General features: G+C 38.4%; 22 protein-coding genes. 7 read left to right on the top strand and 15 right to left on the bottom strand.

Annotation, left to right across the window (positions count from 1 at the left end; genetic code table 11):
• Positions 1 to 75: 75 nt before the first annotated feature.
• The 7 genes from GYM62_RS05815 to GYM62_RS05785 form a co-directional block, all read right to left on the bottom strand.
• On the bottom strand, positions 76 to 1,278 hold the full coding sequence (locus GYM62_RS05815) for a lipopolysaccharide assembly protein LapB (RefSeq protein WP_219958706.1): 1,203 nt from the start codon (positions 1,276 to 1,278) through the stop codon (positions 76 to 78).
• A 25-nt stretch (positions 1,279 to 1,303) separates the two neighbouring features.
• Complete coding sequence (gene gyrA / locus GYM62_RS05810) at positions 1,304 to 3,826, bottom strand: DNA gyrase subunit A (RefSeq protein WP_219958705.1); 2,523 nt, start codon at positions 3,824 to 3,826, stop codon at positions 1,304 to 1,306.
• A 95-nt stretch (positions 3,827 to 3,921) separates the two neighbouring features.
• The gene (locus GYM62_RS05805; protein WP_219958704.1) at positions 3,922 to 4,938 is read right to left on the bottom strand and encodes a hypothetical protein; all 1,017 of its coding nucleotides are present in this window, start codon (positions 4,936 to 4,938) and stop codon (positions 3,922 to 3,924) included.
• A gap of 89 nt (positions 4,939 to 5,027) precedes the next feature.
• Positions 5,028 to 5,540, bottom strand: coding sequence for a hypothetical protein (locus GYM62_RS05800; protein ID WP_250161328.1), 513 nt, complete (start codon positions 5,538 to 5,540; stop codon positions 5,028 to 5,030).
• Positions 5,541 to 5,663: 123 nt separating this feature from the next.
• Positions 5,664 to 6,314 carry a ribulose-phosphate 3-epimerase gene (gene rpe / locus GYM62_RS05795; RefSeq protein WP_219958703.1) on the bottom strand — a complete coding sequence of 217 codons (651 nt, stop codon included), beginning with the start codon at positions 6,312 to 6,314 and terminating at the stop codon, positions 5,664 to 5,666.
• Positions 6,315 to 6,351: 37 nt separating this feature from the next.
• Positions 6,352 to 8,016 carry a S8 family serine peptidase gene (locus GYM62_RS05790; RefSeq protein ID WP_219958702.1) on the bottom strand — a complete coding sequence of 555 codons (1,665 nt, stop codon included), beginning with the start codon at positions 8,014 to 8,016 and terminating at the stop codon, positions 6,352 to 6,354.
• Positions 8,003 to 8,680 carry a hypothetical protein gene (locus GYM62_RS05785; protein WP_219958701.1) on the bottom strand — a complete coding sequence of 226 codons (678 nt, stop codon included), beginning with the start codon at positions 8,678 to 8,680 and terminating at the stop codon, positions 8,003 to 8,005. The genes GYM62_RS05790 and GYM62_RS05785 overlap by 14 nt, the downstream gene beginning before the upstream one ends.
• A 102-nt stretch (positions 8,681 to 8,782) precedes the next feature.
• Between GYM62_RS05785 and GYM62_RS05780 the strand changes: the two genes are divergently transcribed.
• Positions 8,783 to 9,403, top strand: a complete 621-nt coding sequence (locus GYM62_RS05780) for a phosphoribosylanthranilate isomerase (protein WP_219958700.1) — start codon at positions 8,783 to 8,785, stop codon at positions 9,401 to 9,403.
• A gap of 35 nt (positions 9,404 to 9,438) precedes the next feature.
• Here GYM62_RS05780 and GYM62_RS05775 read toward each other — a convergent pair whose 3' ends face one another.
• On the bottom strand, positions 9,439 to 10,386 hold the full coding sequence (locus tag GYM62_RS05775) for an aldo/keto reductase (RefSeq protein ID WP_219958699.1): 948 nt from the start codon (positions 10,384 to 10,386) through the stop codon (positions 9,439 to 9,441).
• Between the two features lie 150 nt (positions 10,387 to 10,536).
• The gene (locus tag GYM62_RS05770) at positions 10,537 to 11,943 is read right to left on the bottom strand and encodes an NAD-dependent epimerase/dehydratase family protein (RefSeq protein WP_219958698.1); all 1,407 of its coding nucleotides are present in this window, start codon (positions 11,941 to 11,943) and stop codon (positions 10,537 to 10,539) included.
• A 147-nt stretch (positions 11,944 to 12,090) separates the two neighbouring features.
• Between GYM62_RS05770 and GYM62_RS05765 the strand changes: the two genes are divergently transcribed.
• Positions 12,091 to 12,996, top strand: coding sequence for a ThuA domain-containing protein (locus GYM62_RS05765; RefSeq protein WP_219958697.1), 906 nt, complete (start codon positions 12,091 to 12,093; stop codon positions 12,994 to 12,996).
• A gap of 39 nt (positions 12,997 to 13,035) precedes the next feature.
• Here GYM62_RS05765 and GYM62_RS05760 read toward each other — a convergent pair whose 3' ends face one another.
• A complete protein-coding gene (locus tag GYM62_RS05760) occupies positions 13,036 to 13,647 on the bottom strand; it encodes a hypothetical protein (RefSeq protein ID WP_219958696.1) in 612 nt (203 codons plus the stop codon).
• A gap of 87 nt (positions 13,648 to 13,734) precedes the next feature.
• Entirely contained in the window at positions 13,735 to 14,982 is a 1,248-nt protein-coding gene (locus GYM62_RS05755; RefSeq protein ID WP_219958695.1) for an NAD(P)/FAD-dependent oxidoreductase, read from the bottom strand.
• A 178-nt stretch (positions 14,983 to 15,160) separates the two neighbouring features.
• Between GYM62_RS05755 and GYM62_RS05750 the strand changes: the two genes are divergently transcribed.
• The 3 genes from GYM62_RS05750 (at position 15,161) to GYM62_RS05740 (ending at position 17,642) form a co-directional block, all read left to right on the top strand.
• Positions 15,161 to 16,378, top strand: coding sequence for a serine hydrolase (locus tag GYM62_RS05750; protein WP_219958694.1), 1,218 nt, complete (start codon positions 15,161 to 15,163; stop codon positions 16,376 to 16,378).
• Between the two features lie 343 nt (positions 16,379 to 16,721).
• Positions 16,722 to 17,318, top strand: coding sequence for a DJ-1/PfpI family protein (locus GYM62_RS05745; RefSeq protein WP_219958693.1), 597 nt, complete (start codon positions 16,722 to 16,724; stop codon positions 17,316 to 17,318).
• Positions 17,319 to 17,324: 6 nt separating this feature from the next.
• Positions 17,325 to 17,642, top strand: coding sequence for an antibiotic biosynthesis monooxygenase (locus tag GYM62_RS05740; RefSeq protein WP_219958692.1), 318 nt, complete (start codon positions 17,325 to 17,327; stop codon positions 17,640 to 17,642).
• Here GYM62_RS05740 and GYM62_RS05735 read toward each other — a convergent pair.
• Both GYM62_RS05735 and GYM62_RS05730 read right to left on the bottom strand, forming a co-directional pair.
• Positions 17,639 to 18,142, bottom strand: a complete 504-nt coding sequence (locus tag GYM62_RS05735) for a hypothetical protein (RefSeq protein ID WP_219958691.1) — start codon at positions 18,140 to 18,142, stop codon at positions 17,639 to 17,641. The genes GYM62_RS05740 and GYM62_RS05735 overlap by 4 nt on opposite strands.
• Positions 18,143 to 18,148: 6 nt before the next feature.
• Positions 18,149 to 18,712 carry a hypothetical protein gene (locus GYM62_RS05730; RefSeq protein ID WP_219958690.1) on the bottom strand — a complete coding sequence of 188 codons (564 nt, stop codon included), beginning with the start codon at positions 18,710 to 18,712 and terminating at the stop codon, positions 18,149 to 18,151.
• Positions 18,713 to 18,956: 244 nt separating this feature from the next.
• On the opposite strand from GYM62_RS05730, the gene GYM62_RS05725 reads away from it, so the two are divergent.
• A complete protein-coding gene (locus GYM62_RS05725) occupies positions 18,957 to 19,556 on the top strand; it encodes a hypothetical protein (RefSeq protein WP_219958689.1) in 600 nt (199 codons plus the stop codon).
• Between the two features lie 4 nt (positions 19,557 to 19,560).
• Complete coding sequence (locus GYM62_RS05720) at positions 19,561 to 20,622, top strand: carboxylesterase (protein ID WP_219958688.1); 1,062 nt, start codon at positions 19,561 to 19,563, stop codon at positions 20,620 to 20,622.
• A 2-nt stretch (positions 20,623 to 20,624) separates the two neighbouring features.
• Here GYM62_RS05720 and GYM62_RS05715 read toward each other — a convergent pair whose 3' ends face one another.
• Positions 20,625 to 22,538 carry a sialate O-acetylesterase gene (locus GYM62_RS05715; RefSeq protein ID WP_219958687.1) on the bottom strand — a complete coding sequence of 638 codons (1,914 nt, stop codon included), beginning with the start codon at positions 22,536 to 22,538 and terminating at the stop codon, positions 20,625 to 20,627.
• 38 nt (positions 22,539 to 22,576) lie between these two features.
• The gene (gene xylA, locus GYM62_RS05710) at positions 22,577 to 23,890 is read right to left on the bottom strand and encodes a xylose isomerase (RefSeq protein ID WP_091654100.1); all 1,314 of its coding nucleotides are present in this window, start codon (positions 23,888 to 23,890) and stop codon (positions 22,577 to 22,579) included.
• Between the last annotated feature and the right edge of the window lie 7 nt (positions 23,891 to 23,897).

The following is a 23,897-nucleotide window of genomic DNA, read 5'->3' as shown; positions in this document are numbered from 1 at the left end:
AAAGTAAATTTTATTCCAAACAAATAAAAAAGGATCACAAAAATGTGATCCTTTTATTTCAATATTTAATCGAGATTATCTTTCCATCCAATTTGGACCTAACAATTCGATCAATTTCTTATTGTATTTTTCAGCTTCAGCTGTGTTTTTCAAACGAGTGTGAATCTGGTATAGAATACCCATGATATCTGTATCATCAGGTCTCAATTGCAAAGACTTCTCAAAGTAAGGAATTGCATCTGAATAATACTGGTTTGCTTCTTTACCCATTGCCTCAGATCTCTTCTCCCACTCAGCATCAGAAAGTGAGTTTAGCTCAGCAAGAATTTCTCTAGATTTCTCCAATAGAAGAGCTCCTGCATAATAGTTTCCTTCATAGAAATCAGGATCAACCTGAACAGACTTTTTATAATCAGCCAAAGCACCGTCAATATCACCAGATTGCTCTTTCAAGTAACCAGATCTCAACAAGATGGAAGTGTTTTCCGGATCATTAGCTAGTGCCTCTTTGATTTGAGCCATTGCTTCATCCATTTTATTCAATTGAAGCAACAACTGAATTTCGTACTCAGCCAAGATTTTATCTGAAGGATAATCTTCTCTAGCAGCCATTACAATATCATAAGCGGCTTCTGGGTTTTTCTCCTCAGTACTTAAAATTTGCACCATGAAGTAATAAGCATTTAGCTTATTGTATTCAGGGATCTCAAGCAAATAGCTAAAGTGTTTTTTAGCATCTTCAAATCTACCTAGATCATTTGCCAAGAAACCAGCATTGTAATGAATAGTAGTATCAGTTTTGTCTACCATTCCTGCCAGATTGAAAAACTCATAGGCCATTTCAAAGTCATCCTCATTGTATTGATTAATGGCTTTATCAAATGAGGTGTTTTTTAACGTGTTAATAGAGTATGGTCTCAAGTTTTCAGGTACACCAGGAATATCATCTTCCAAAACTGCCTCACCTGTTTTTGATGACGCACCAGCTTTTTCAAGGGTTTGCTGGAAAGTCTCATAAGCGGCCTGACCTTTTTCTAAAGTTTCCATTGTATTGGAAGAGTCAGATCCGAACATTTTCAATTGGATCTTTGCTTTCAACAAATGTGTTTCAGGATCAGCACCAGTTTCAGGGTCTTGCAGAGCAGTATTCACTTCAGAAAGAGCGGTGGCTAAATCACCGTTTTTAAAGTTTTTCTCTGCTGAGCGTACCACTTTCTTTTGTCCAAAGGCCAAAGTCGTTGCGCCGACCAAAACCATTGATAGAATTAGCTTCTTCATTTATTTAGCGTTATAAATTGTTTGGTTATTCATCTTTATCTTCTGAATTCTCAGAAGAATTTTCTGCAATTTGGGAAGAATCTATTTCTTCTACATCTTCTTCTTTCGAGATTTTTTCAACAGAAGAAATTTCATCATTTTCCCCAACTTTTATTAATCGTACTCCTTGGGTGGCTCTACCCATGACTCTTAGATTATCCACTGAAATCCTGATAATAATTCCGGACTTATTAATAATCATTAAATCATCTGTGTCGACTACCTCTTTGATCGCTACCAGTGAACCGGTCTTCTCGGTAGTGTTCATGGCTTTGACACCTTTACCCCCACGATTGGTAATTCTATATTCGTCAAGGTTAGAACGTTTTCCATATCCTTTCTCAGAAACTACCAACAGAGTTGCATTTTCTTCGGATGCACATACCATGCCAACCACATAGTCGTTAAGATTATTTAAGGTTATGGCTTTAACACCCGTGGCAGTTCTTCCCATCGGTCTTACAGCTGATTCGTGGAAGTGAATAGCTCGTCCTGACTTCGCTGCAATCACAATGTGTTGATCTCCATTAGTCATATCTACATTGACCAATTGATCATCCTCTCTGATATTAAGAGCTATAATACCATTAGACCTTGGTCTGCTATATTGTTCAAGAGTAGTCTTTTTAATGACACCTTGTTTAGTGACCATTACCAAGAAGTGATTATTCACATAATCTTCATCATTCAAGTCGTCTACTTGAATAATCGCCCTAATCTTATCGTCTTGCTGAATATTTATCAGGTTCTGGATTGGTCTACCTTTAGATGTTTTTCCACCCTCAGGTATGGCATAAGTTTTCAACCAGAATAACTTCCCTTTATCGGTAAATATCAATAAGTAATTGTGGGTAGACGCGGTAAACAAGTATTCAGTGAAATCATCCTCTTTGGTGCTTACACCTCGAGAACCAACTCCACCTCTACCCTGGGTTTTATATTCTGTAAGGGCTGTTCTTTTAACATATCCTTGATGAGAAACAGTAATAATTACTTCCTCATTTGGGATCATGTCTTCATAGCTGAAATCTTCCGCGTTATGCTCAATTTCAGTTCGGCGATCATCTCCATAACGATCCTTCATTTCCTGAAGTTCCGTCTTAATAATCTCCATCCTTTTGTCTTCGTTAGCAAGAATCTCTTTCAATTCCTCTATCAAAGCCATAATTTCCTTGTATTCTTGGATGATTTTGTCGCGCTCCATTCCTGTCAAACGCTGCAATCTCATATCCAAAATCGCTCTGGCTTGAATCTCACTTAATTCAAACCTTTCCATCAAACCGTTTCTAGCAGTTTCCGGATCGGCTGAATTTCTAATTAAAGCAATTACTTCATCTAAGTGATCCAAAGCGATCAAGTAACCCTCCAAAATATGAGCTCTTTTTTCTGCTTCTCTTAGCTCATACTCAGTTCTTCTTACTACTACTTCATGCCTATGGCTTACATAGTGTACGATTAGATCCTTCAAGTTCAGGGTCTGTGGTCTTCCTTTAACAAGGGCCACGTTGTTTACTGAGAATGAAGTCTGAAGCTGGGTTTGCTTGTATAAGTTGTTTAAAACAACATTTGCCATAGCATCCCTTTTCAGTTCATATACGATTCGCATACCTGATCTATCAGATTCATCGCGAATGGCAGAAATTCCATCAATTTTCTTTTCGTTGATTAAGGCAGCGGTTTTTTCTACCATGCTCGCCTTATTCACCATATATGGAATTTCGGTGATGACAATCATTTCTTTGTTGCCACCTTCTTTGGTCTCTACATTCGCTTTTCCGCGAACTACAATTCGACCTCTACCTGTTTCGAAGGCAGCCTTAACTCCATTGTAACCATATATAATACCACCGGTTGGGAAATCAGGAGCTACAATATGCTCCATCAGTTCTGCTACGGTAATATCTCTATTATCAATATAGGCTACGATGCCGTTGATCACCTCTGTCAAATTATGAGGTGCCATATTAGTAGCCATACCTACTGCAATTCCGGAAGCTCCATTAAGTAATAGGGCAGGAACCTTAGCAGGAAGAACAATCGGCTCTTTTAGAGAGTCATCAAAATTGAACTGAAAATCAACAGTTTCCTTATTGATATCTACCAGAAGTTCCTCGGCGATTCTTTTCAACCTTGCCTCGGTATAACGCATCGCTGCAGGATTATCTCCATCGATGGAACCAAAGTTACCTTGTCCATCTACCAACTGATATCGCAAAGACCAAGGCTGGGCCATACGAACCATGGTATCATAAACTGCTGAGTCACCATGTGGGTGATACTTACCTAGTACCTCACCGACAATTCTGGCAGACTTTTTATAAGGTTTGTTGTGTAATACTCCCAATTCCTGCATCCCGTAAAGGATTCTTCTATGAACTGGTTTGAGTCCGTCTCGGACATCTGGAAGCGCTCTTGAAACAATAACCGACATCGAATAATCGATGTAGGCTCCGCGCATTTCCTCTTCAATGTTAATGGGTATAATGTTCTCGTTTTCTCCTTGAGCCATAGTATGCTATTCACAGGGTATATTAAGCCTGCAAGATAGTAAAAAGCCTAAGCTTTTGAAAAGAGAATGTGAACTCTAGGCAAGGAAAAACGAGCTTAATACCATTGGCCTATTTTTCTGTTCTGTAGATTAAAAATCGAACTGCCTCTATATTCTATTCCATTGTGCATGTGTTTCATTACTACACCACAACCCTGAACTTTACATCTTTTTGTTCCAGGGAAACGCACAGAAAACCCTAACTGCATCACATATACCTGTTGGTCAATGTTTTGCAACTCAGAATAGTCAGAGGAGGCGAAGGTAAACTTCCTAAATTCAGCTCCTCCTTTGATAAACAATTTGGTATATTCAGAAAAATCACGCTCTAATCGCAGACCGATTCCATAGTATGGTTCGTTAGCAACGGCCAAGCGGGGGGTATAATTTCCATTGGCATTCAAAGAAGGATCAAAGGCTTTTTTTAGTGTTAACTGTCCAAATTCGCCCTCCAATATGACTCTCCAAGGATACAATTGCCTTACTCTTTGTTTCAATTCGGACTGCATATAAATGTTAGCACCGGCATATTTTCTATACTGCCATTGCAAAAACTTCGCTCTTTTATTGGCGTCCCAAAGAACCAATCCAACTGTTCCGTACAATTTGCTGACTTGATAAGAGGCTCCTTCGAATTCAAATTCGAAATCTCCACCTCGCATTGGAGAAAGATTTCCCCATTCCTGACCATAGCCCCCTCCTATGGTAATAATGTTAAAAACATTAATTCTCAGTCCTGCATTGAATAATGGAGCTGTCCAATCATTTCCTCTCATTACCAAAGGATTCTCTTCAGAAATATCCAGTGGCTCTTCAAAATTTTGAAACTGTGTTAGTGGATATAGACTAGGACTTTCTGAGAAAAAGCTGGTTCCAAATTGATGATAAGCAGCTCCCCCTGAAATCTCCACTGCAAACATTTCTAAGATATTCCTGCTCAAATTTCCGACAGAGGACTCACTTTTAGGATTTTTGGCCTTTCTACTAATACCAAAAATATCTTCGTCTTGGGCTTGAAGGTCACAAAAAGAAAATAACAAGATAGCAGATAGAAGAAAACAGGATTTTTTCATACGAAGAGAACGCTCAAAATTTGTTCAAAGTGTGAAAGTAAAAAAAAAGCCTCCAAAATTTGGAGGCTTTCAGTGTTTTTATTGATCTATTAATTTTCTCCGTCTTCTTTTGCGGCTGCTCTTTCAGCATCTTTTTCCTCTTTGATCGTTAAAATCATTGAGTCCAGTTTTTCCTTCACAGATGGATCACCTTTAATCGCAGCCAAAACTTTATTGTAAACAGATACACTGATTACATCACTGTCAGTGATTAAATTTGTTTTGTAGTCAACTACGCTTTGTTGCAAGGAGTTTTGGAAATCCAAAATTGCTTGGTAAGCTGCCTTCTCTTCATCTGTCACATTTGCTTCCGCCATTTTAGCATCATCTCCCCATGCAGCTTTGATCTCATTATATCGAGCTCCTCCATCAATCACCTCATTATTAAGAATCATATTTCTCAATTCATCGGTTTTATCCTCAACGTACAATGAAGTCATCACTTCCACCGTTGCATACTGGGTTAGATCCTCATCTGTTACTGGTTCATTCGCAGCTTCTTGTGCAAATGTGGACAATGCTAGACACATAAAGAAAGACCCAAATAGCAATACTTTTTTCATAATCATTAGTGAGTTTAGTTTACGATAAGCTTTCAAAGAAATACCTTAAAGTCAAAAAATCAAGTAAAAATCGCCAGAATTAAGGTTTTTTAGGATAAATGGTAATCAACCTAAGTTATATGTCTAAATATTTTTTAATTCTGAAATTATCTCCTTGGGATTCGAAGAATTAAATACAAAACTACCCGCTACTAAAACATCGGCTCCTGCCTCCATCAATTTGGGAGCATTATCAAGGTTTACCCCGCCATCAATTTCTATTAAAGTCTCGCAACCTTTCGTATCAATCATCTCCTTCAAACGAGAAACCTTGGAATAGGTATTTTCTATAAATTTTTGCCCTCCAAAGCCGGGATTAACAGACATGATACAAACCAAATCCAGCATTTCTAAACTGTCGCTCAAAAGCTCTACAGGCGTATGAGGATTAATCGCAACACCAGCCTTAATTCCTAATTGACGGATTGCCTGCAGCGATCTATTCAAATGCTTACAAGCCTCATAGTGCACACTGATGATAGAAGCTCCTGCATTTTTAAATGCCTCCAGATAATTATCCGGATCCATGATCATCAAATGCACATCCAAAGGCTTTCTTGCATGTCGGTGAATAGCTTCGGTAACCGGAATGCCAAAAGATATATTGGGAACAAATAATCCATCCATGATATCCACATGAATATAATCTGCATCGGATTCGTTAAGCATCTCTACATCGCGCTGTAAGTTTGCGAAGTCTGCTGCAAGGATGGAGGGTGCAATTTTTGGTTTCATAATTCTTTTAAGGACTGTTTCGATCAACCTGTCCTTTTTAATATCTATATAACTTAGTTTGCTTAATCAATTTACCCTCTTGGAGTCTAATTAGGTAAAGTCCTGGTTTGATTCCTTCCAGATTAACCCAATAAGGATTTTGATTTGATCCTCGTAGGATAGTGGATTTAAAAACTGATTTTCCGCTAAAATCAATTAGTTCAAATGAAGCTTCATTACCGATTCCAAAATAAATGCTCAACTCATTTTCCTCAATTGGGTTAGGATAAACCTTCCATAAAATAGCTTCCTCATTTTCCTCGACACTCAGGATTTCTCCATAATAAGCCTTGAAGAAGTTAGGAATTCCATAACCTAGAAGATTATCCGGCTTTTCAAATTGACTTGCGCTTCTCAGAAGATTATCTATCAACTCCGCTCTGGTCCATTCTGGTTTAGCCTGCCATAAGCCAGCTGCTAATGCTGCAACTTGTGGAGCTGAAAAAGAGGTTCCGTTCGCAAAACCTACATTCCCATTGGACCTGATTAAAGCTGTACCATTACCGTAAGCTGCCAAATCAGGTTTGATCCTGCCATCGCCTGTGGGGCCTCTCGAACTGAAGCCTGAAACAGAAAGGTCCTGATTTACTGACCCTATAGCTAGGATATTGGGAGAATCGGCAGGAGCTACTAAAGAGGAAACTCTAGAACCATAATTCCCTACACTATTTATTACCAAAATACCTTTAGATGCTGCAATATTGGCTGCTTTGGTGATAGTGGTGGTATTTCCATCCAAGTCGTTGATGGTATAGTTCATAGAAGTATCATCAAAGTCCCAGTATCCAACAGAACTATTGATGATATCCACACCCAAAGAATCTGCAAATTCGGCTGCTCTGAGCCAATTGTATTCCTCTACCCAATATTCAGTCGCTACCTCCTCTGTCATAGCCAAGATATAGCTGGCATCAGGAGCTCCTGCTATTATTTTCCCATCCTCATTGGATGCTATCAAAGACAATACGTTTGTTCCGTGCTGATTATCGCCATAAACATTGTTATTCCAAGGTCTAACAAAGTCACGTGTTGCAACAATCTGATTTTTTTGGAATAAATGACTTAATGAAGAAGCGGTATTTGCACCGGGAAAACCAGCATCAAAGACAGCTATGGTAATGCCCGCTCCTTTGAAACCCAATTTGTGCATTTCATCAATTCCCAAAAGTTTATTCTGGAAATCGGAGGGGGATTCCATGCTTTCCAAAACTCTTTCAGATTTATTGTCCGATTTACAAGCTTTTGCGGTAGATGATGCGAAAAGTCTTCTGCCTACCCTAGCATTGGGATTGGGGAGAAATCCCCTGCCAATGAGCGTGACTTTATCTACAAAAGGGAAGGAAGCTATCTCAGCCACTCCAGCTTCATCAGCCACTATAATCGAAGCATTCAGCCACTTACTTTGATAAAGAATATAATTTGACTTTTCAAATACAGCGTCTACATATTTCTGCGCCACTGGTAGATCAGTGCTATCTGCCTGTACTCCTTCTCTTGCTCTTCTCTGTATGGCTTTCGAAGTCAGAAAATCCTGAGGCTTGTCTAAGCTTAATCCATTTTGAGGTTTATACTTATAAAAAACAGCATATCTATCCTGCGCCCAAATAGACCCAACTGCCAAAAAATAAATAAAGGTTAAAACCAATAGCTTACTCGCTCTCATAATTCAATAATTTCATATGAATCTTACTCCCGGAGTCAATTAATTGTTCACCCAAACAATCATTTCTAGAACAATAAGTTAATACTTCATAGTACAACTCCACCATTCCAATCCCTTTTTCATAGCTTTCATAGCGAATATCTCTGAATGTAATTTGATCATCAGAATCCTCTTGCTCGATTTGAAATATTTCTGAAGAAGTGTCCCCTACTCTTTTGGCCACAAACTCGTCGGAATTTTGACTTCTATATTTATTGCCATCCCATGTGGCTCCATCACGAATTGATTCAATCAAAATAACTATAGGTTGATTGTCTATGGTTCGAACAATATTCCCCTCTCTCACCAAAAGCGTATAATCCTTTTCCTTCACCCAATTTGATCTGTCTTCGGATTTGTTTCTTTGAATTATAAAAACCTGCTCTTTCGCGTCATTGACAAAGACAGTTCGAATTCTGTCTCTGTAAAAAAAGTTTGAGTCTTCGGAGTCATTTTCTCCAAAATAAATGGTTTGAGAAACCTCGTATTCCCATTGACTTCCTATTCTTAAGGAGATGTAATCCAAACCCACAGTTTGTATGGGTTCTTCTAACTCCCTTTCACAGGAAAAGAAACTCAATAGAATCAAAAAGCTAAAGATTGCTTTTGTAGATATTATTTTCATCAACCTAAAAATAGAAGGAATAAGTCAAATATCCTCTTTTAGATGCTGAACTCTATGGTCAAAATGACCTTTGTTTTTACCTTAGCGGAATAATTCAAAAAAATGGCGCTAAGTACTTTTGTAAAAATAGATGGAGTTACCAACCTCAGTGATGCCCGTTACTGTGCTGGGATGTATGTGGATGTATTGGGTTTCAATTTGGAAGAGAGTTCACAGAAATTTCTTAATCCAACTCAGTATGAAGAAATTACGGGTTGGGTTTCTGGTTTGGAGTTTGCTGCTGAATTTGAAACAGAGGAAGCAGATATTATCCAATTGAAACTCGAAAAGTATCCGAACATAACTTGGATTCAACATCAGCGGCTGGATACTTTACTCAAATTGAAAGACACTGGGAAAAATCTCATTTTTCAGGCAGATGTTGCTGAATTAGCTCATATTGAAAGCCAAGTTGCCGAAAAACTTCAGAGTGAAGGGGTTTATTTATTACTAAAAGCGGATCACGAAAAACTGAGTAAAGATGAATTGACTACCATATCAATCCTAGCGAAATCAATTCACGTGATCTTAGGTTCAGGTATTTCAGCATTCAATGTAAAAAAACTGGTAGACGATCTGGGCTTATTTGGTATCTCTCTGGAAGGCGGAGAAGAAATAAAACCAGGCCTGAAAGATTTTGATGAACTCGCTGATATACTCGAAGAATTAGAAGTAGAAGATTAAAAATGTCCCGCAAAGCGTTTGCGGGACTTATTTTTTTAATCCCAAAGGTCAGTCAGCTTGTATGGACTCTGAGGACCTGTAAAGAATGAGCCATCTACAAAACGATGGGAAACCCCTATTTCATTCAATTCCATTACATCTTGCTTCGTCAGCTCTACCTGAGAGGCTTGAAAGTTTTCCTGAATTCTCCCTTGATTGACCGACTTAGGTATCACCACTACATCCCTTTGTATTGACCAGGCAATCAAAACCTGTCCTTCCGATATCTTATGTCTTTGCGCAATTTCTTTTACAGTTGGATTGCTAAGCAAAACAGGATCATTTTGATGTTTTTCACCTCTGGAGTCTGGTGAGCCTAAAGGCGAGTAAGCAGTCATAAGAATTCCATTGGATTTACAGAATTCTACCAATTCAATTTGGGGTAAAAAAGGATGCATTTCTACCTGATTCATTTCAGGTTTTTGTCCATCCATGCTCATCAACTCAGTTAGTTTTTTCTGATTAAAATTTGAAACCCCTATATGCTTGGTCTTACCTAGTTTTTTCTGTTCCTGCATAGCTTCCCAAGTTTGGGTCAATGGAACATCTTGATAGGTGTAAAATTCTTCTCTGTGGGAGGCAAAACTTACTCCATGTTTAAATGCTATGGGCCAATGAATCAAATAAAGATCCAGGTAATCCAAATGCAAATCGCTGAGCGTTTTATCCAAGGCAGGTCCAACATCTTCGAAGCGATGACTATCATTCCACAATTTGGAGGTGATAAACAAATCAGATCTTTTAACCAAACCTGCAGCGAAAGCATCTGCTAAACCTTGTCCAACCTCTTTTTCATTGCCATAGATGGCCGCACAATCTATTTGCCTGTACCCAGCCTCGATTGCCCAAAAAACTGCCTTCCTAACTTCTCCCGGTTTACTTTTCCAAGTTCCCAGTCCAAGAAGAGGAATGGAATCTCCATTTTTAAAATTCACTGATTTCATTTGTGTTGATTTATTTGAGGTCGTTGGAAAATCAAAATATTGATATCTCTACAATCGTTTTTGACAATTTGCGCTAAAATCTGATACTGATTAAGAGAGCGATTTCTGAGCCTTATTTTTCTTACGTAATTTAAGAGGGATAAAGACGTGCTAATCCTCTTTTCTTTCTAAATATTTTTTAAATCGATTCATAACCCATAGGTGAAATCTTGCTTGGGTATTAACATAAATGAACCAAGGCAACCTGGGAACAAACTCATGAATAGCTGTGATAATATACCTCCCTCCTAAAACTCCTCTAAACTCCAGCCATCCATAATCAAAGCGTTTTACAAGCCATCCTCCTGTTATGTAAAATAATTGCCTTTCTTGATCACTTCTATCAGGAATCATGGTCAATTGCAGCATGGGCTTTTTCCCCCAAAGCAAATGAAAGCCCACATCCCCTCTTTCTGTCGTCTTTCCATTAATCAAAAACTTAAAAAAACTGGGCAACCAAATATTATATCGATTTCCTACCCAGGTGGCTGTGTGGCCATTTTTATTCGCCATTCGTTGAATACTTCTTACCGTATTCTTAACACCTTTCTTCTTATAGAATTTGGGTAAAATCGGTTTTTCCTTGGAGTTCAATGCTATGCTGACAGACTCTTCATAGCTGAGATAATCAATTTTTTTCTCTTTAAATGCCAAATTTGGAGAAACTGTAAGCGTATGAATCAAGCTTTCCACTAAAGGCGAAACCAATTGTGGAGGGCTATCACCAAAAAGACCAACCCAAAATTTACTTAGGCCTAAGGAAAAAACAGGAACTGAAAAGACCAAGCGTTTTTTCCCCATGACCTCAGCTGTTCTTTCCAACATACTTCTATAAGTCATCACTTGAGGGCTGCCAATTTCTATAGCTTTCCCATAAACATTTGGATTCCCAATGCAAGTATCCATGATATCTAAAGTATCTCTCAAAGAAATGGGTTGAGTTTCAGACTCAGTCCATTTGGGACACATCATCACAGGAAGTCTGTCTACGAGATTCTTGATCATGTCGAAGCTAGATCCACCAGGTCCTACAATAATAGAAGCCCTCAAAGCAGTTAGTTTTGCCTTTCTGGAACCTAAAGTTTGCTCTACTTCCAATCTACTTCGAAGGTGACGAGACAGTTTTTCTTCAGGCTCATCAGGCAATAAACCTCCCAGATAAATGATTTGCTTAACATGATTAATATTGGCAGCTCTGCTAAAATTATCCGCCAATAATAGGTCCGTATCCTCAAAGCTCCCTTGATTTAGCCGGGTGGAAGCGTTCATAGAATGGACGAGGTAAATCGCCACATCCACGTCTTTTAGAGCATCCACTGTAGAGGTGATGGAATAGAGTTCTACCTGTCTCCATGTTACTTCAGGATTGGGATTATGCTTGACCTTTCTTCTGCTAAGGCCTATAATGTTGTATTTATCTTTGAACTGGTGAATAAACCATCGACCGATATAGCCTCCTGCCCCAGCGATGGCAACAGTTAGTTTTTTCTCTTCAAAAGTTTCCGTTTCAATGTTCATAAAAATTCTATTCAGGTATATAACCCCCAAAAGCAATTAGGTGTTCATAAAATGACTAGACTGTTTACAAAAAACACCCGTTCACCATTAAATAGCTGGCTCTGATCATGAATATTATTTAATTTGACTTCTTACTCTCCAACCCCCATGAAAAAATTTATTTTGACTTTTTCGCTTGCTGCTTTTGCTACACTTAATGCCCTAAGTCAGGATTTGAAAGAAGTAGCACTTACCGAAGAATGGCTTCAGAAAATAGAAAAACTTGCTCCCTCGAAAACTAATTTTCCCTTTTCAGAAAAGAAAAAAATATTGGTTTTTTCTCTTTACACTGGCTTTCAGCATTGGGTAATTCCCCATACCACAGAAATGATCAAAATTATCAGTAAGAAAAGTGGTGCCTTTGAGGTTGTAGAAAGTATAGATATCCACCAATTTGAGAAAGAGAATTTAGCCCAATATGATGCTGTGGTGATGAATAATACCTGTTCAAAACCAGAACACAGAAACTTATTTTGGGACCAATTGAATATTGAGCAGAATAAGGATTCCGTTTCTCTCATGAGCAAGGCTATGGAGTTAGAGCAAAATCTAATCGATTATGTCAAAAATGGAGGCGGCTTATTCCTATTACACGGAGCAGTAACTACTCAAAATAACTCTATGGATTTTAGCAAATTGGTGGGCGCTAGTTTTGACTACCATCCTCCTCAGCAAACTATCCATATTCAATTAGAAGATGCTGAGCATCCTCTTGTAAAGCATTTTCCTGCTAATGGATTTGTTCATGTGGATGAACCTTATTTTTACAAAAATGCCTATTCAGAATTAGCCTTCGAACCTTTGCTATTTTTCAATAATTCTGAAATCAAAGATCAAAGAAAAAACCAGGAACTTACTGCTGGAAAAACCTATGTGGCTTGGATCAAGTCGGAAGGAAAAGGAAGAGTAATGTATTCAGCAGCCTCTCATAATGCCCAGAGTTTTGAGAATCCGGATCTTTTGGAGTTTTTCCTTAATGGATTACAATATGTAGTTGGTGATACTCCTGATTAAGGAAAGGAATTTAACCTATAGCAATACTTTTAAGCCAACCTATTCTTCGTCCTCCTCCGGTTCAATTCCCTGATCCCTTCTGGCATCTATCAATTCTCTTTTGAGTTTTCTCTCCCTTTCTACAGCCCTTCTTTTATGCGCCTCAAATTCTTTTTCAATATTAATAATCCTTTCTTCATTAGTCCTTAGGATGCTTTGATTTGAAAAAAAACGGAGGCTTAAATATCCTGCATAAATGATTAATACTACTATAATCGCATAAAAAATAGGAAGGGGAATTGGTAGGTCCGAATCGCTGGATGATGCAAACACAGGTTTTTGTTCCGTTTGAGTCTCATTAGAAGACTCTGTTTTTCCCAAATCCACCAAATACTGAAGGGAATCATTCTTTTTGGAAATCTGGGCCAATTCATCCTCAATAGATTTCAATTGACTTTCAAGGGAGGATTTAAAATTGGCCAGGTCGCTATCTTTTACGACTGAAAATCCAACTGAATTGGAAGCAGGCCTGACGATGGAGTCCAACTGATCCATTTGGCTTTTCACCAAGCTTTGAGCTAATGTATAATTCGAGAATAAAAAAAGGATACCAATCAGCAATATATGCCGTCGAATGGTATCCTTTTCAAGTTTGAGGTCTTTAGAGTTCATTGGGGGTGGTGATTTAAACTCTCAAAAGTTACGGAAAGAAATATATAATATATATAAAAACCGAAAAAAGTATGATCCAAAGTATACTTAATGAGTTGGCATATAAGAATGTACAACAGCCTCAGAGGCGATTCTTCCCGAAGTCATAGCTGCATTTATTGAACCATTTAATAAGTAGTCACCTGCTAAAAAGACATGATCAGTAATCTTACATTCAGTAAATGGAATTGTATATTTCAAATCATCCAAGACTGGCAAAGCATAATTTATTTGATAAGTTTTTATCAACTTAAAATATTCTGACTTGATCCCAGAAACGACCTCCAACTCACTTTGAACAGCTTTTACTAGCTCTTTTTCTTCTAATTCAGATTCTAAAACAGTCACCGACAATAATGATCTATCAGAACTACAGTATGCATCTGAAACATCATCCATAAACACAATATTATTCACATACTTCCCCTCATTTAATAAACCTATCATAGGTCTTGCCAAGAAAGATTTTTGTAGCGAGAAATACATATTTATCACTTTTCTAGGAGCAGCAAACTGCCCCTGAAGCTGCTTCATCACTTTATCAGGTTGAACAGCTATGATGATTCTATCTGCTAATAAGGTTTCACCGTTTTCTAAATGGATTGCATTTCCCTGTACTTCCTTAACAGCAGTATTAAAATAGATTTGAGTTGTGCTAAGCTGTTTCCGCAAGAGTTTAGGTATTTCACCCATTCCTTTTTCAGGAACGGCAGCATGACCAAGGGAAAACATTTTAAACACGAACTCAAACATTCTGGAGGAGGTATTTAATTGTTTTTCAAGAAAAACTCCTCTGAAAAAAGGAATGAAGAAATTGGTAATTATTTGATCAGAAAACCCATATGCTTTCAAATACTGAAGGGTGGGTAAACTTGGAGTGTTAAAAATTTCCTCATTGGTCTTTTTCTTCAATTCCTGAGTCAAAGCAAACATTTTCACTTTATCCAAAAAGGTCCCAACCTTAGAAAATACCATCCCCATAATTTTCAATGGATTTCTCATTGGGTCTGAAATGATATAGGACTCTTTCGAATTAAGAATTACTGCTCCTGGATCAAAAGTCTTCAAATGAAGGGCTTGAAAATCCAGATATTTCTTGGCCTCGGGATAAGCAGTATTCAATACCTGAAACCCATGGTCCAAAAGGAATCCATCTACCACATCAGTTTTAACTCTACCTCCAACTTGATCGCTTGATTCCAATATTACAGGAGAAAATCCTGCTTTCTCTAATTCCAAAGCGGCAATCAATCCTGATATTCCTGCACCAATGATGTAAATTTTTTCCTCTTTCATTTTTTTGCTGGGTAAAACAATGTGTATTCTAATCTACTTGCTTATAAAGTTCAGAAATTTAACCAAGGAAAAAAGAAAGAGTTTGATATGATCTAATTTTGATACCATATTCCTCAAATACATCAACGGTGAGGCTTTACTTTCTTTTTTTGGTAAAATCGCAATAAATCATCCAATCATGACAAAATTCTACATTACTGCCCTGATCCTTTGTTTATTTTCAGAACTATCCATTGCCCAGGTTTATTTCCCAAATAAGGGCACATGGGAGCAAAAATCTCCTTCCGAATTGGGTATGAATTCGGACAAAATTGCTCAGGCAATTCAATTTGCCAAAACTCATGAAAGCGATGCAAATCCAAATTTAAAAATAGCACATTATGAATCTGGTTTTGGGCGCGAACCATTCGGCTATCCTGTGGGTCCAATGAAAACCAGAGGTCCTGCTACAGGTCTCATTATTTACAAAGGATATGTAGTCGGTCAATGGGGTGAACCTAATAGAGTCGACTTGACATTTTCGGTCGCCAAAAGCTTTTTATCTACCACCGCTGGATTAGCTGTCCAAGAAGGCTTAATCGCAGACGAAAATGATCTGGTCTATCCTTACATGGCCCCGATTTACCCCTATGAACCCGCGAAATTGATGGTTAATAAGTCTGATCATTTTTTTGAAGAGGATGTTTTTGAGCTTTTTGACACAGAACATAACAGAACCATTACTTGGGATCATTTATTGAGACAAACTTCAGATTGGGAAGGAAGCTTATGGGGTAAGCCTGATTGGGCAGATAGACCTAGTGAAGGAGTAGCCAAAAAAAGAGCAAGGCCGCAAAATGCGCCTGGATCTGTGTATGAATACAATGATACAAGAGTAAATGTATTGGCATTAGCACTTTTGAATATATGGAGAAAACCACTTCCAACTGTCTTGAAAGAAAAAATCATGGATCCGATAGGCGCCAGTGATACTTGGCGCTGGACAGGCTATGAAAACTCCTTTGTAATCATTGATGGTCAGATTATTCAATCAGTCAGTGGTGGATCTCATTGGGGAGGAGGAATGATGCTTTCCGCTTGGGATCAGGCAAGGTTTGGCTATTTAACTCTTAGAAATGGTTCTTGGAATGGAAAACAATTGATAGCTCCTGAATGGATCAAAAAATCAAAGACCCCTACTCCGGCCAATCCTTCCTATGGTTTCATGAATTACTTTTTAAATGAAGACTTGAAACAAGTTCCTGCAGCTCCAAAATCTGCCTTTTTACATATTGGAGCAGGAACCAACATGATCTATGTGGACCCTGAAAATGATCTACTCATCGTAGCCAGATGGATACCTAATGAAGACAAGGCGGAGCTGGTTAAAATGGTGTTGGAAAGCTTGGATAAGTAAAAAACAAGCCCCGGTTTTAGGCCGGGGCTCTTGGTGATAAACAAAAATCACTATTCCTTTTTCAGGGAAGGAGCCCTATTTGGTTTGTACTCTTAATCAACTAACCCTATGAGATCTTATCTTTACGATAAATAGAATACAGTAAACGAAATAATATTTTGCCTATGGAAAATAATTACTCGTCTTGCATACAAAATTACGATGGGTTTTTATAATTTGATTAAGCAGAAATAATTATTTGATTCAAATCAAAGGAGGAAACTCTCAAAAATTAATCAGAACAAATAATCAGGATTAACTTCATTTCATTTTCCAAAATTCTACTAGTTCAAATTCATCAGATATGGCCCAATCAGGACAAAAATTAAGCTTAGGTGTTTACATCTTTCCGGATGTAGAAGTTCTTGATTTCGCAGGACCATTTGAGGTTTTTTCAGTAGCGAGTGAAATTATCGGTAAAGAAAAACTCGAGGTATTTACTATAGGAGATTCCTTAAACAGCCTAACAACCATTGGCAATCTGACAGTGAAACCAGCTAAATCATTTGATTCAGTTGAGCAATTAGATTTTTTAGTAATCCCTGGTGGAGACGGAAGCAAAAGGGTGATCGAAAAACAAAATTCCCTAAATCAGCTAAATAGACTTATCCAGTCTTCAAGGTGGACTATGACTGTTTGTTCTGGTGCGAGGATACCTGCCAAACTTGGCTTACTGAATCAACAGCAATTCTGTACACATCATGAGGTTTATGATGATATTTTAAAGTTAAGCCCTACCTCTATTCCTATTCGAAAAAGCAGATTTGTTCAATCAGGGGATCGGCTTTTTACAGCGGCTGGAATTTCTGCAGGGATTGATTTGGCCTTGCATTTGGTAAGTCAAACTTTTGGGAACGAGGTTTTCCAAAAAACTAAAAACTATATGGAATACGAAAAATAAATACAGATGCTAGCTCAGACTCCAACTCCCCCCTATTATGCAGTGATTTTTTCTTCGATTTTAACCAATGAAACAGCTGGCTATGCAGAAATGTCAAAATTGATGGTAAACTTAGCCAGTCAGCAAGCAGGATATCTTGGGCACGAAAGCGCAAGAAATGAAGTAGGGATCACAGTTAGTTATTGGAAGGATTTGGAATCCATCAAAATCTGGAAGCAAAATCTAGATCACCAAGAGGCTCAAACTTTAGGCAAACTCAAATGGTATCAATGCTATAAAACTAGAATTTGTAAGGTTGAGAGAGATTATGGTTTTGAAATTTAGAAAGCATAACCAAAACTGAAACCAGCATAAAAGGGCCAGAAAAACCCTGATCCAAACATTGGCGTGACAGAGGCCCTGAACAAAAATCCTCCATCTTGAGGTTCACTTCTATAGCCTAGAATCAAATTCCCCACAAATCCATCTCCTGTCGTTCTGCTATCTCCTGAGAAAAAGGTATTTGATCTATCGGCTCCCGCCAAGTAAGTCCCACCTAAACCCATTTCAAAGTATTTTCCATTCTTCCCAAGCAGGTAAATTAATCCTAAGGGAAAAGTTGCCACAGAGGTGCCATCTACTCCAATGTAGGAAAGACCCGCTTTGAAGCCCAATCCATCAAATCGCTTTTCAAATCTTTGATCATAATTGATAGAATAGGTAAGGCCGCTACCAAAAAGCTCAAAATAAACTCCTCTGCCTTGCTCTCTCTCTGTTTGTTGGGCGTAGGAAGCAGAATGTCCAATCAGGGAAAGAAATAAAAATACTACTACAAATTTTTTCATAATCTTTTAAAATGAATAACCAATCCCTATTCCTGCAAAGAGTGGCCAAAAACCATTGTTGTTAAATATTGGGTTGATATTGACCTTCCAAGTAAAACCTCCATCCACAGGGACTTTTCTATAACCAAAATTCATCGTACCCATTACACTAGGAGACCCGTCCACTTCTAAAATAAAGCTGTAATAATTAGAAGAGGTTTGTCTACATATATATTCTCCGTTTTGATTGAAAAAACCATCGATGCAATAAGAATTGTCATAGGTATCAAAGGCAAAAAAAGTGGCACCGAATCCTAACTCAAAATAATGAGGACCCTTTCCATAAAGCCTATTGACCATCAATGGTATGGAGAAAAAAGAATCGTTATCAGAAGTTTTATAACCTCCCATCCCAACTCTCATTCCCCAGGAATCTATTCTTTCTTTATCAAATCGAAAATCATAATTGAAGCTATATGGAAGTCCCGGCCCACCGATTTCCACATAAACAGAACGGGAAGGAACAGGTTCCTGTGCGCTGACAAAATTGAATACTAGGAGGAACAGGAAAAATAAAAGGGCTCTTTTCATGATTGTGCTTTTTTGCTTATACGGCAATATTAGTAAATCGATACATCAAAATTTCCAGAAATTTAATTTCTGTTACTTCAGCAAAAGAGTGTTTTTATCCCGACTTCATTCTGAGTATATTTATTTCATGTTTTATAAAACTCATTTTCAGATATTTAAGTATATATAATGAATGCTTCAATCTAGGATTCTGACATTCAAATAAAAATGATTTATTTTCTTTAAAAGCATCTTATCACTTGCTATGAAAACACTATTTACCTCAAAATCTATCAATAGCACTTTGATTCTGTGTTTTGGATACTTAGCTTTTTTGGTGGGGTCTTCCTGTGTTCAAGAGCAATTACCTGATTTATACGAATCATGTCCACCACCGCTGGCAGCTAATGCAATAGATCTCAAAGTGCTGTACCTACCCTATATAAATAATACCTACTCCAAATCAACAGATACCGTTAATTCAAAAGACTTCCAAGTGGTACTGGAATTAGAACCTGAATTATTATCCGAGAACTCTACAGGTAGTTCTCAGCTTGGAAGAGCATTTGCCTTAAGTTGCTTGCCGATCTATGATTTTAGAAATATCTCCAACATCGCCATCACACTGACAGAGTCCTATGGCGAACTTCAGGCTGGTTCTGATATTTCTTATCTATTTGAAAATTTCGAAGGTATTCGATTGTCGGAGATCAGAGATTTTAGAAAATTCGACAGGTTGATTGGGCTTAGTTTTAAGGGTAACATCTCCAATAACTCACAACTGAAAACACGGACTTTTTTATTTCTGAAAAATGGTAGCCAAATCGTCGTAAATTCGAGCTCTCCAATTTTGAAACTGAACTAGAGATATGCTTCGTAAAATATTCCTTGGGCTTTTTGCCTCTGCAATGCTTATTGCCATAGTCTATATGCTGGGCCCAAAAGTGGAAGAGCAGGAATTACTAATCCAATTCCCTGAAGTTCCTACTCGCGTCAATGAGCTTTCTGAATATATTCAACAAAGAGAGGATACTGTAAAAGGATTGAAAGCTGGAAATGAGGCATACATCATTTGGGCTGACAGCGCCAATAAAAGAAAAACACCCTACTCTATCGTGTATATTCACGGGTTTGGAGCCAGTCCTATGGAAGGTGATCCTGTGCATAGATTTTTAGCAGACCATTTTGGGGCCAACCTTTTTGTAACCCGATTACCTGAGCATGGAATCAGACGAGAGAACGGTATGGAGTACTTAAGTGCTCAAAAACTGGCTGATGCTGCAGGTGAAGCTTATCAAATCGGAAAAAGCTTGGGAGATGAAGTAATTGTAATTGGCACTTCCATGGGAGGAGCATTGACGCTACTCCTAGCTAGTCAGCAAGAAGATATTAAAGCCATCATGCTTTACTCCCCAGCTGTGAGGGATAATGGAGGTAGGCTAGAGCCTCTTTTCAAGCCTTGGTCAAAGTTTCTAATGGAAAAAACCATGATGGAAAACAGTGTTATTCATCAGGAAAGAAAAGGTGATAAAGCTGCTTTTTGGTCTGAAGATTACCATATCCACGCTTATGAAAGTTTAGCTGTATTATTATACAGCATGATGAATGAAAACACGTTCAAAAAGATAAATCAGCCTTTATTTTTAGGCTATTATTATAAAAGTGCAGAAGAGCAGGATTTTGTGGTTTCTGTTCCCAAAATGCTCGAGATGTATCAACAGGTATCCACTCCTGAGTCCCTAAAGAGAGAAGTGGCATTCCCTCAGGCAGGAGACCATGTAATAGCCAGCTCCATTACCTCCAAAGATTGGGAAGGAGTCCTATTTGAAAGCATTGATTTTTTGGAAAACGTGGTTAAAATACCTTCACGTCCAGAATATGCGGAATTAGTCAATCAAATGCAGCAAGTTCAAGAAGTGAAAGAAAAATAGGGTTACTCCTCTTTCTTAGCCATTATTTTCTGGAATGGGATCGCAGGAAGTCCTTCTGAGTTGATTAAGTTCACTTCAGGGTTATCAGCCCATGCATAACGTAGTTCCATAGGTTCTATTCCACTTTCCAATGGAATTTTCACTTGATTTTTCCCCTCAATTTGTCCCTTAACCTGATGCCACTTGCCATTTTGGTCTTTGATGATAAAGCCTAATACATCTCCATCTTTCACTAGAGTCAGGCCTTCACCGGTGGACTCATAGGTCAAAGTTAAATGCGCTCCATCTTTGGCAATGGATTTAATCTCAGGCCCCGAAGCCACCACTTGTTCATTGAAAACAATCCTTTTTGCTTGTAGCCAAAGCCTTTCCCCGACATCTTTTTTATTTCGGGGGTGAATATCATCTTCTTCTCCGATATCAATTGTTACAGCCATTCCGGTTTTCGGAAGTTCTAAAGATTTTCGCTGAGCTTCTCTCAATGCTGCCCAGTTGCTTTCTGGTTGCATTTCCTTTCTTTCCATGAAATTCGCTAACTGAACAAAGAGAAATGGAAGCTCCTTAGAATTCCAAGCTGTTCTCCAACTTGAAATCAAAGAAGAAAACAGAACTTGGTATTCTCCTGCTCTACCAGCATTACTTTCACCCTGATACCAAATAATCCCTCTTAAAGTATAATTCACCAAGGGGTGAATCATAGCATTGTACATGGCTCCTGGCTTCCAGTTATACCACTTTACCTCTGGAAGTTTAGGTTCGACCACATCATTGGAATATGCCCAAGTTCCTTCTAGGTTTATTTTTCTACCATCCTGAAGGAGATACATCATACCTTTTTCTCCAATTCTTGGTTGATTGTTCCAGGTATTGATGACTCTAATTGTGATCACGTTTTTTCCTGTGAATAAAAGATCAGCCGGAACTTTAACATCTGGCATTACTGAGCCCCAGTCTTTATGATGAACCAGTTTGCCGTTGATGTAAATGAAAGCCATTTGATCAATTGCAGGTAAAATAAGTTCCAGATCAGAAACCTTAGTCAGATTGAATGATTTTCTCAACCATGCAATATCTGAAAGAGGATTATCTGCTGGAAGATTAATTCTCTTCCAGTTTGAATCGTTGTATGAAACAGATGATGCATCCTTTGCCGACGTAGAATCTGGATGATGAACCATCATATCCCTCATTTCTCTCCGATTTTCATTTGCCTGAAATTCCCTCTCCCATTTCTCCTGATTTTCTTGCATATCCAATGCTTCCTCAGAAAAGGACATATTCTGCATTTCAGCCAAAATCTCTGCTTTAGTCCATCCTTCTGCAGGAGTTCCTCCCCAATTGGACTCTATAATTCCAACCGGAACTCCCATTTCCAGGTGATTTTTTTTCGCAAAAAACCAGGCTATGGCTGAAAAATCCATCAAATTAGAACTATCTGCCTTTCGCCATTCAGCTGGTGGGATTGTTGATCTCGGAATAGCTGCGTAAGATTTTTCAACTTTAAAAAAACGAATCAAAGGAATTCCTCCTGATTCATATTCCTCTTTGGCACCTATCACCCCAGACTTTAAAGGCCACTCCATATTGGACTGTCCCCCGGCAAGCCAAACGTCCCCGAAATACACATCTTTGACTTGTTGCTGATTTACTTGCATGATGTGTGGACCTCCAGCTACATTGGCAGGTATACTCACTTTCCAGGTACTATCAGGCAATACTTTTCCACTGGAAATTGACCCGGCAATACTTACTCGTACTTTTTCTCCTGGGATTCCTTTTCCCCAAATGGTAACAGGTTTGTCTCTTTGCAAAACCATTCCATCGCTTAGAACAGAGGGAAGCGTTACTACAGATTCAAATTTATCTGTACAGGAAAACAGAAAGGTAATAAGAAGTAATGCAAGTATATTTCTCATAGTCTGGTCATAAAAAAAGAGGCGATTGCCTCTTTAATTTAAATAAAACGATTCAATAAATTCTCATAGTATTCCTGCTTACCACTGATTTGGGTCGGCTCTCCTACTTGAGCAGCATAGTTTCGTAAATCTTCTAGGCCTAATTTACCTTGCTCAAAATCTTTCCCTTTGCCTGAATCGAAGCTGGAATATCTCTGAGCTCTTCTTTCTAGGTAATCTGATTTTTCCAGGATGTCCTGTGCAATCATCATACTTCTGGCAAAAGCATCCATGCTTCCAATATGTGCAAGGAATAAATCATCCATATCCGTCGAGTTCCTACGGATTTTAGCATCAAAATTCACTCCTCCGCCTTGAAGACCTCCTGAAGTCAACAATACTAACATGGCCTCAGTCAATTCCTGCAGATTCAAGGCAAATTGATCAGTATCCCAACCGTTTTGATAATCTCCTCGATTGGCGTCTATACTTCCAAGCATACCAGCATCAGCTGCTACTTGCAATTCATGCTGAAAAGTATGTCCAGCCAAGGTAGCATGGTTTACTTCGATGTTTAACTTGAAATCTTTGTCCAAGCCAAAATGCCTCAGGAAGCCGATAACAGTTGCTGAATCGTAATCATATTGATGCTTAGTTGGCTCCATCGGCTTGGGCTCTATAAAGAAAGTCCCTTTGAAACCATTTTTTCTTGCATAATCTCTAGCCATACCAAGAAATTGAGCTAAGTGCTCAGTTTCCCTTTTCATGTCAGTATTCAACAAAGACATATATCCTTCTCGTCCTCCCCAGAAAACATAATTTTCACCACCTAACTTAATGGTAGCATCAATCGCATTTTTCACTTGGGTTCCTGCCCATGCCACTACATCAAAATTTGGATTAGTCGAGGCTCCATTCATGTAGCGAGGATTGCTAAATACATTAGCCGTACCCCATAGTAATTTTACCCCTGTTTCTTTTTGCTTTTGAAGTGCATAGTCAGAAATGATCTCCATGCGTTTTTCATATTCTGCCAAAGAGTTTCCTTCATCAATCAGATCGATATCATGAAAACAATAATAAGGAGCTCCAATTTTGGTGATAAATTCAAAGGCAGCATCCATTTTATCTTTTGCTCTTTGGATTGGATCAGGGTTCGCATCCCAAGGATGGCTTATTGTTCCAGGACCAAATGGATCTCCACCTGTTCCGCAGAAGGAATGCCAATAAGCTATAGCAAATTTGAAATGTTCCTTCATCGTTTTTCCACCAATCATTCGATTAGGGTCATAATAACGGAAGGCCAATGGGTTGTCGCTTTCTTTTCCTTCGTAGGAAATTTTGTCAATCCCTTTAAAATAGGTTTTCGTCATAATAGGT

The organism is Algoriphagus sp. NBT04N3 (genome assembly GCF_019443765.1).
Lineage (GTDB): Bacteria > Bacteroidota > Bacteroidia > Cytophagales > Cyclobacteriaceae > Algoriphagus > Algoriphagus ornithinivorans.
The sequence above is the reverse complement of the archived record's forward strand: the minus strand, read 5'-3'. Positions and strand labels throughout refer to the sequence as shown.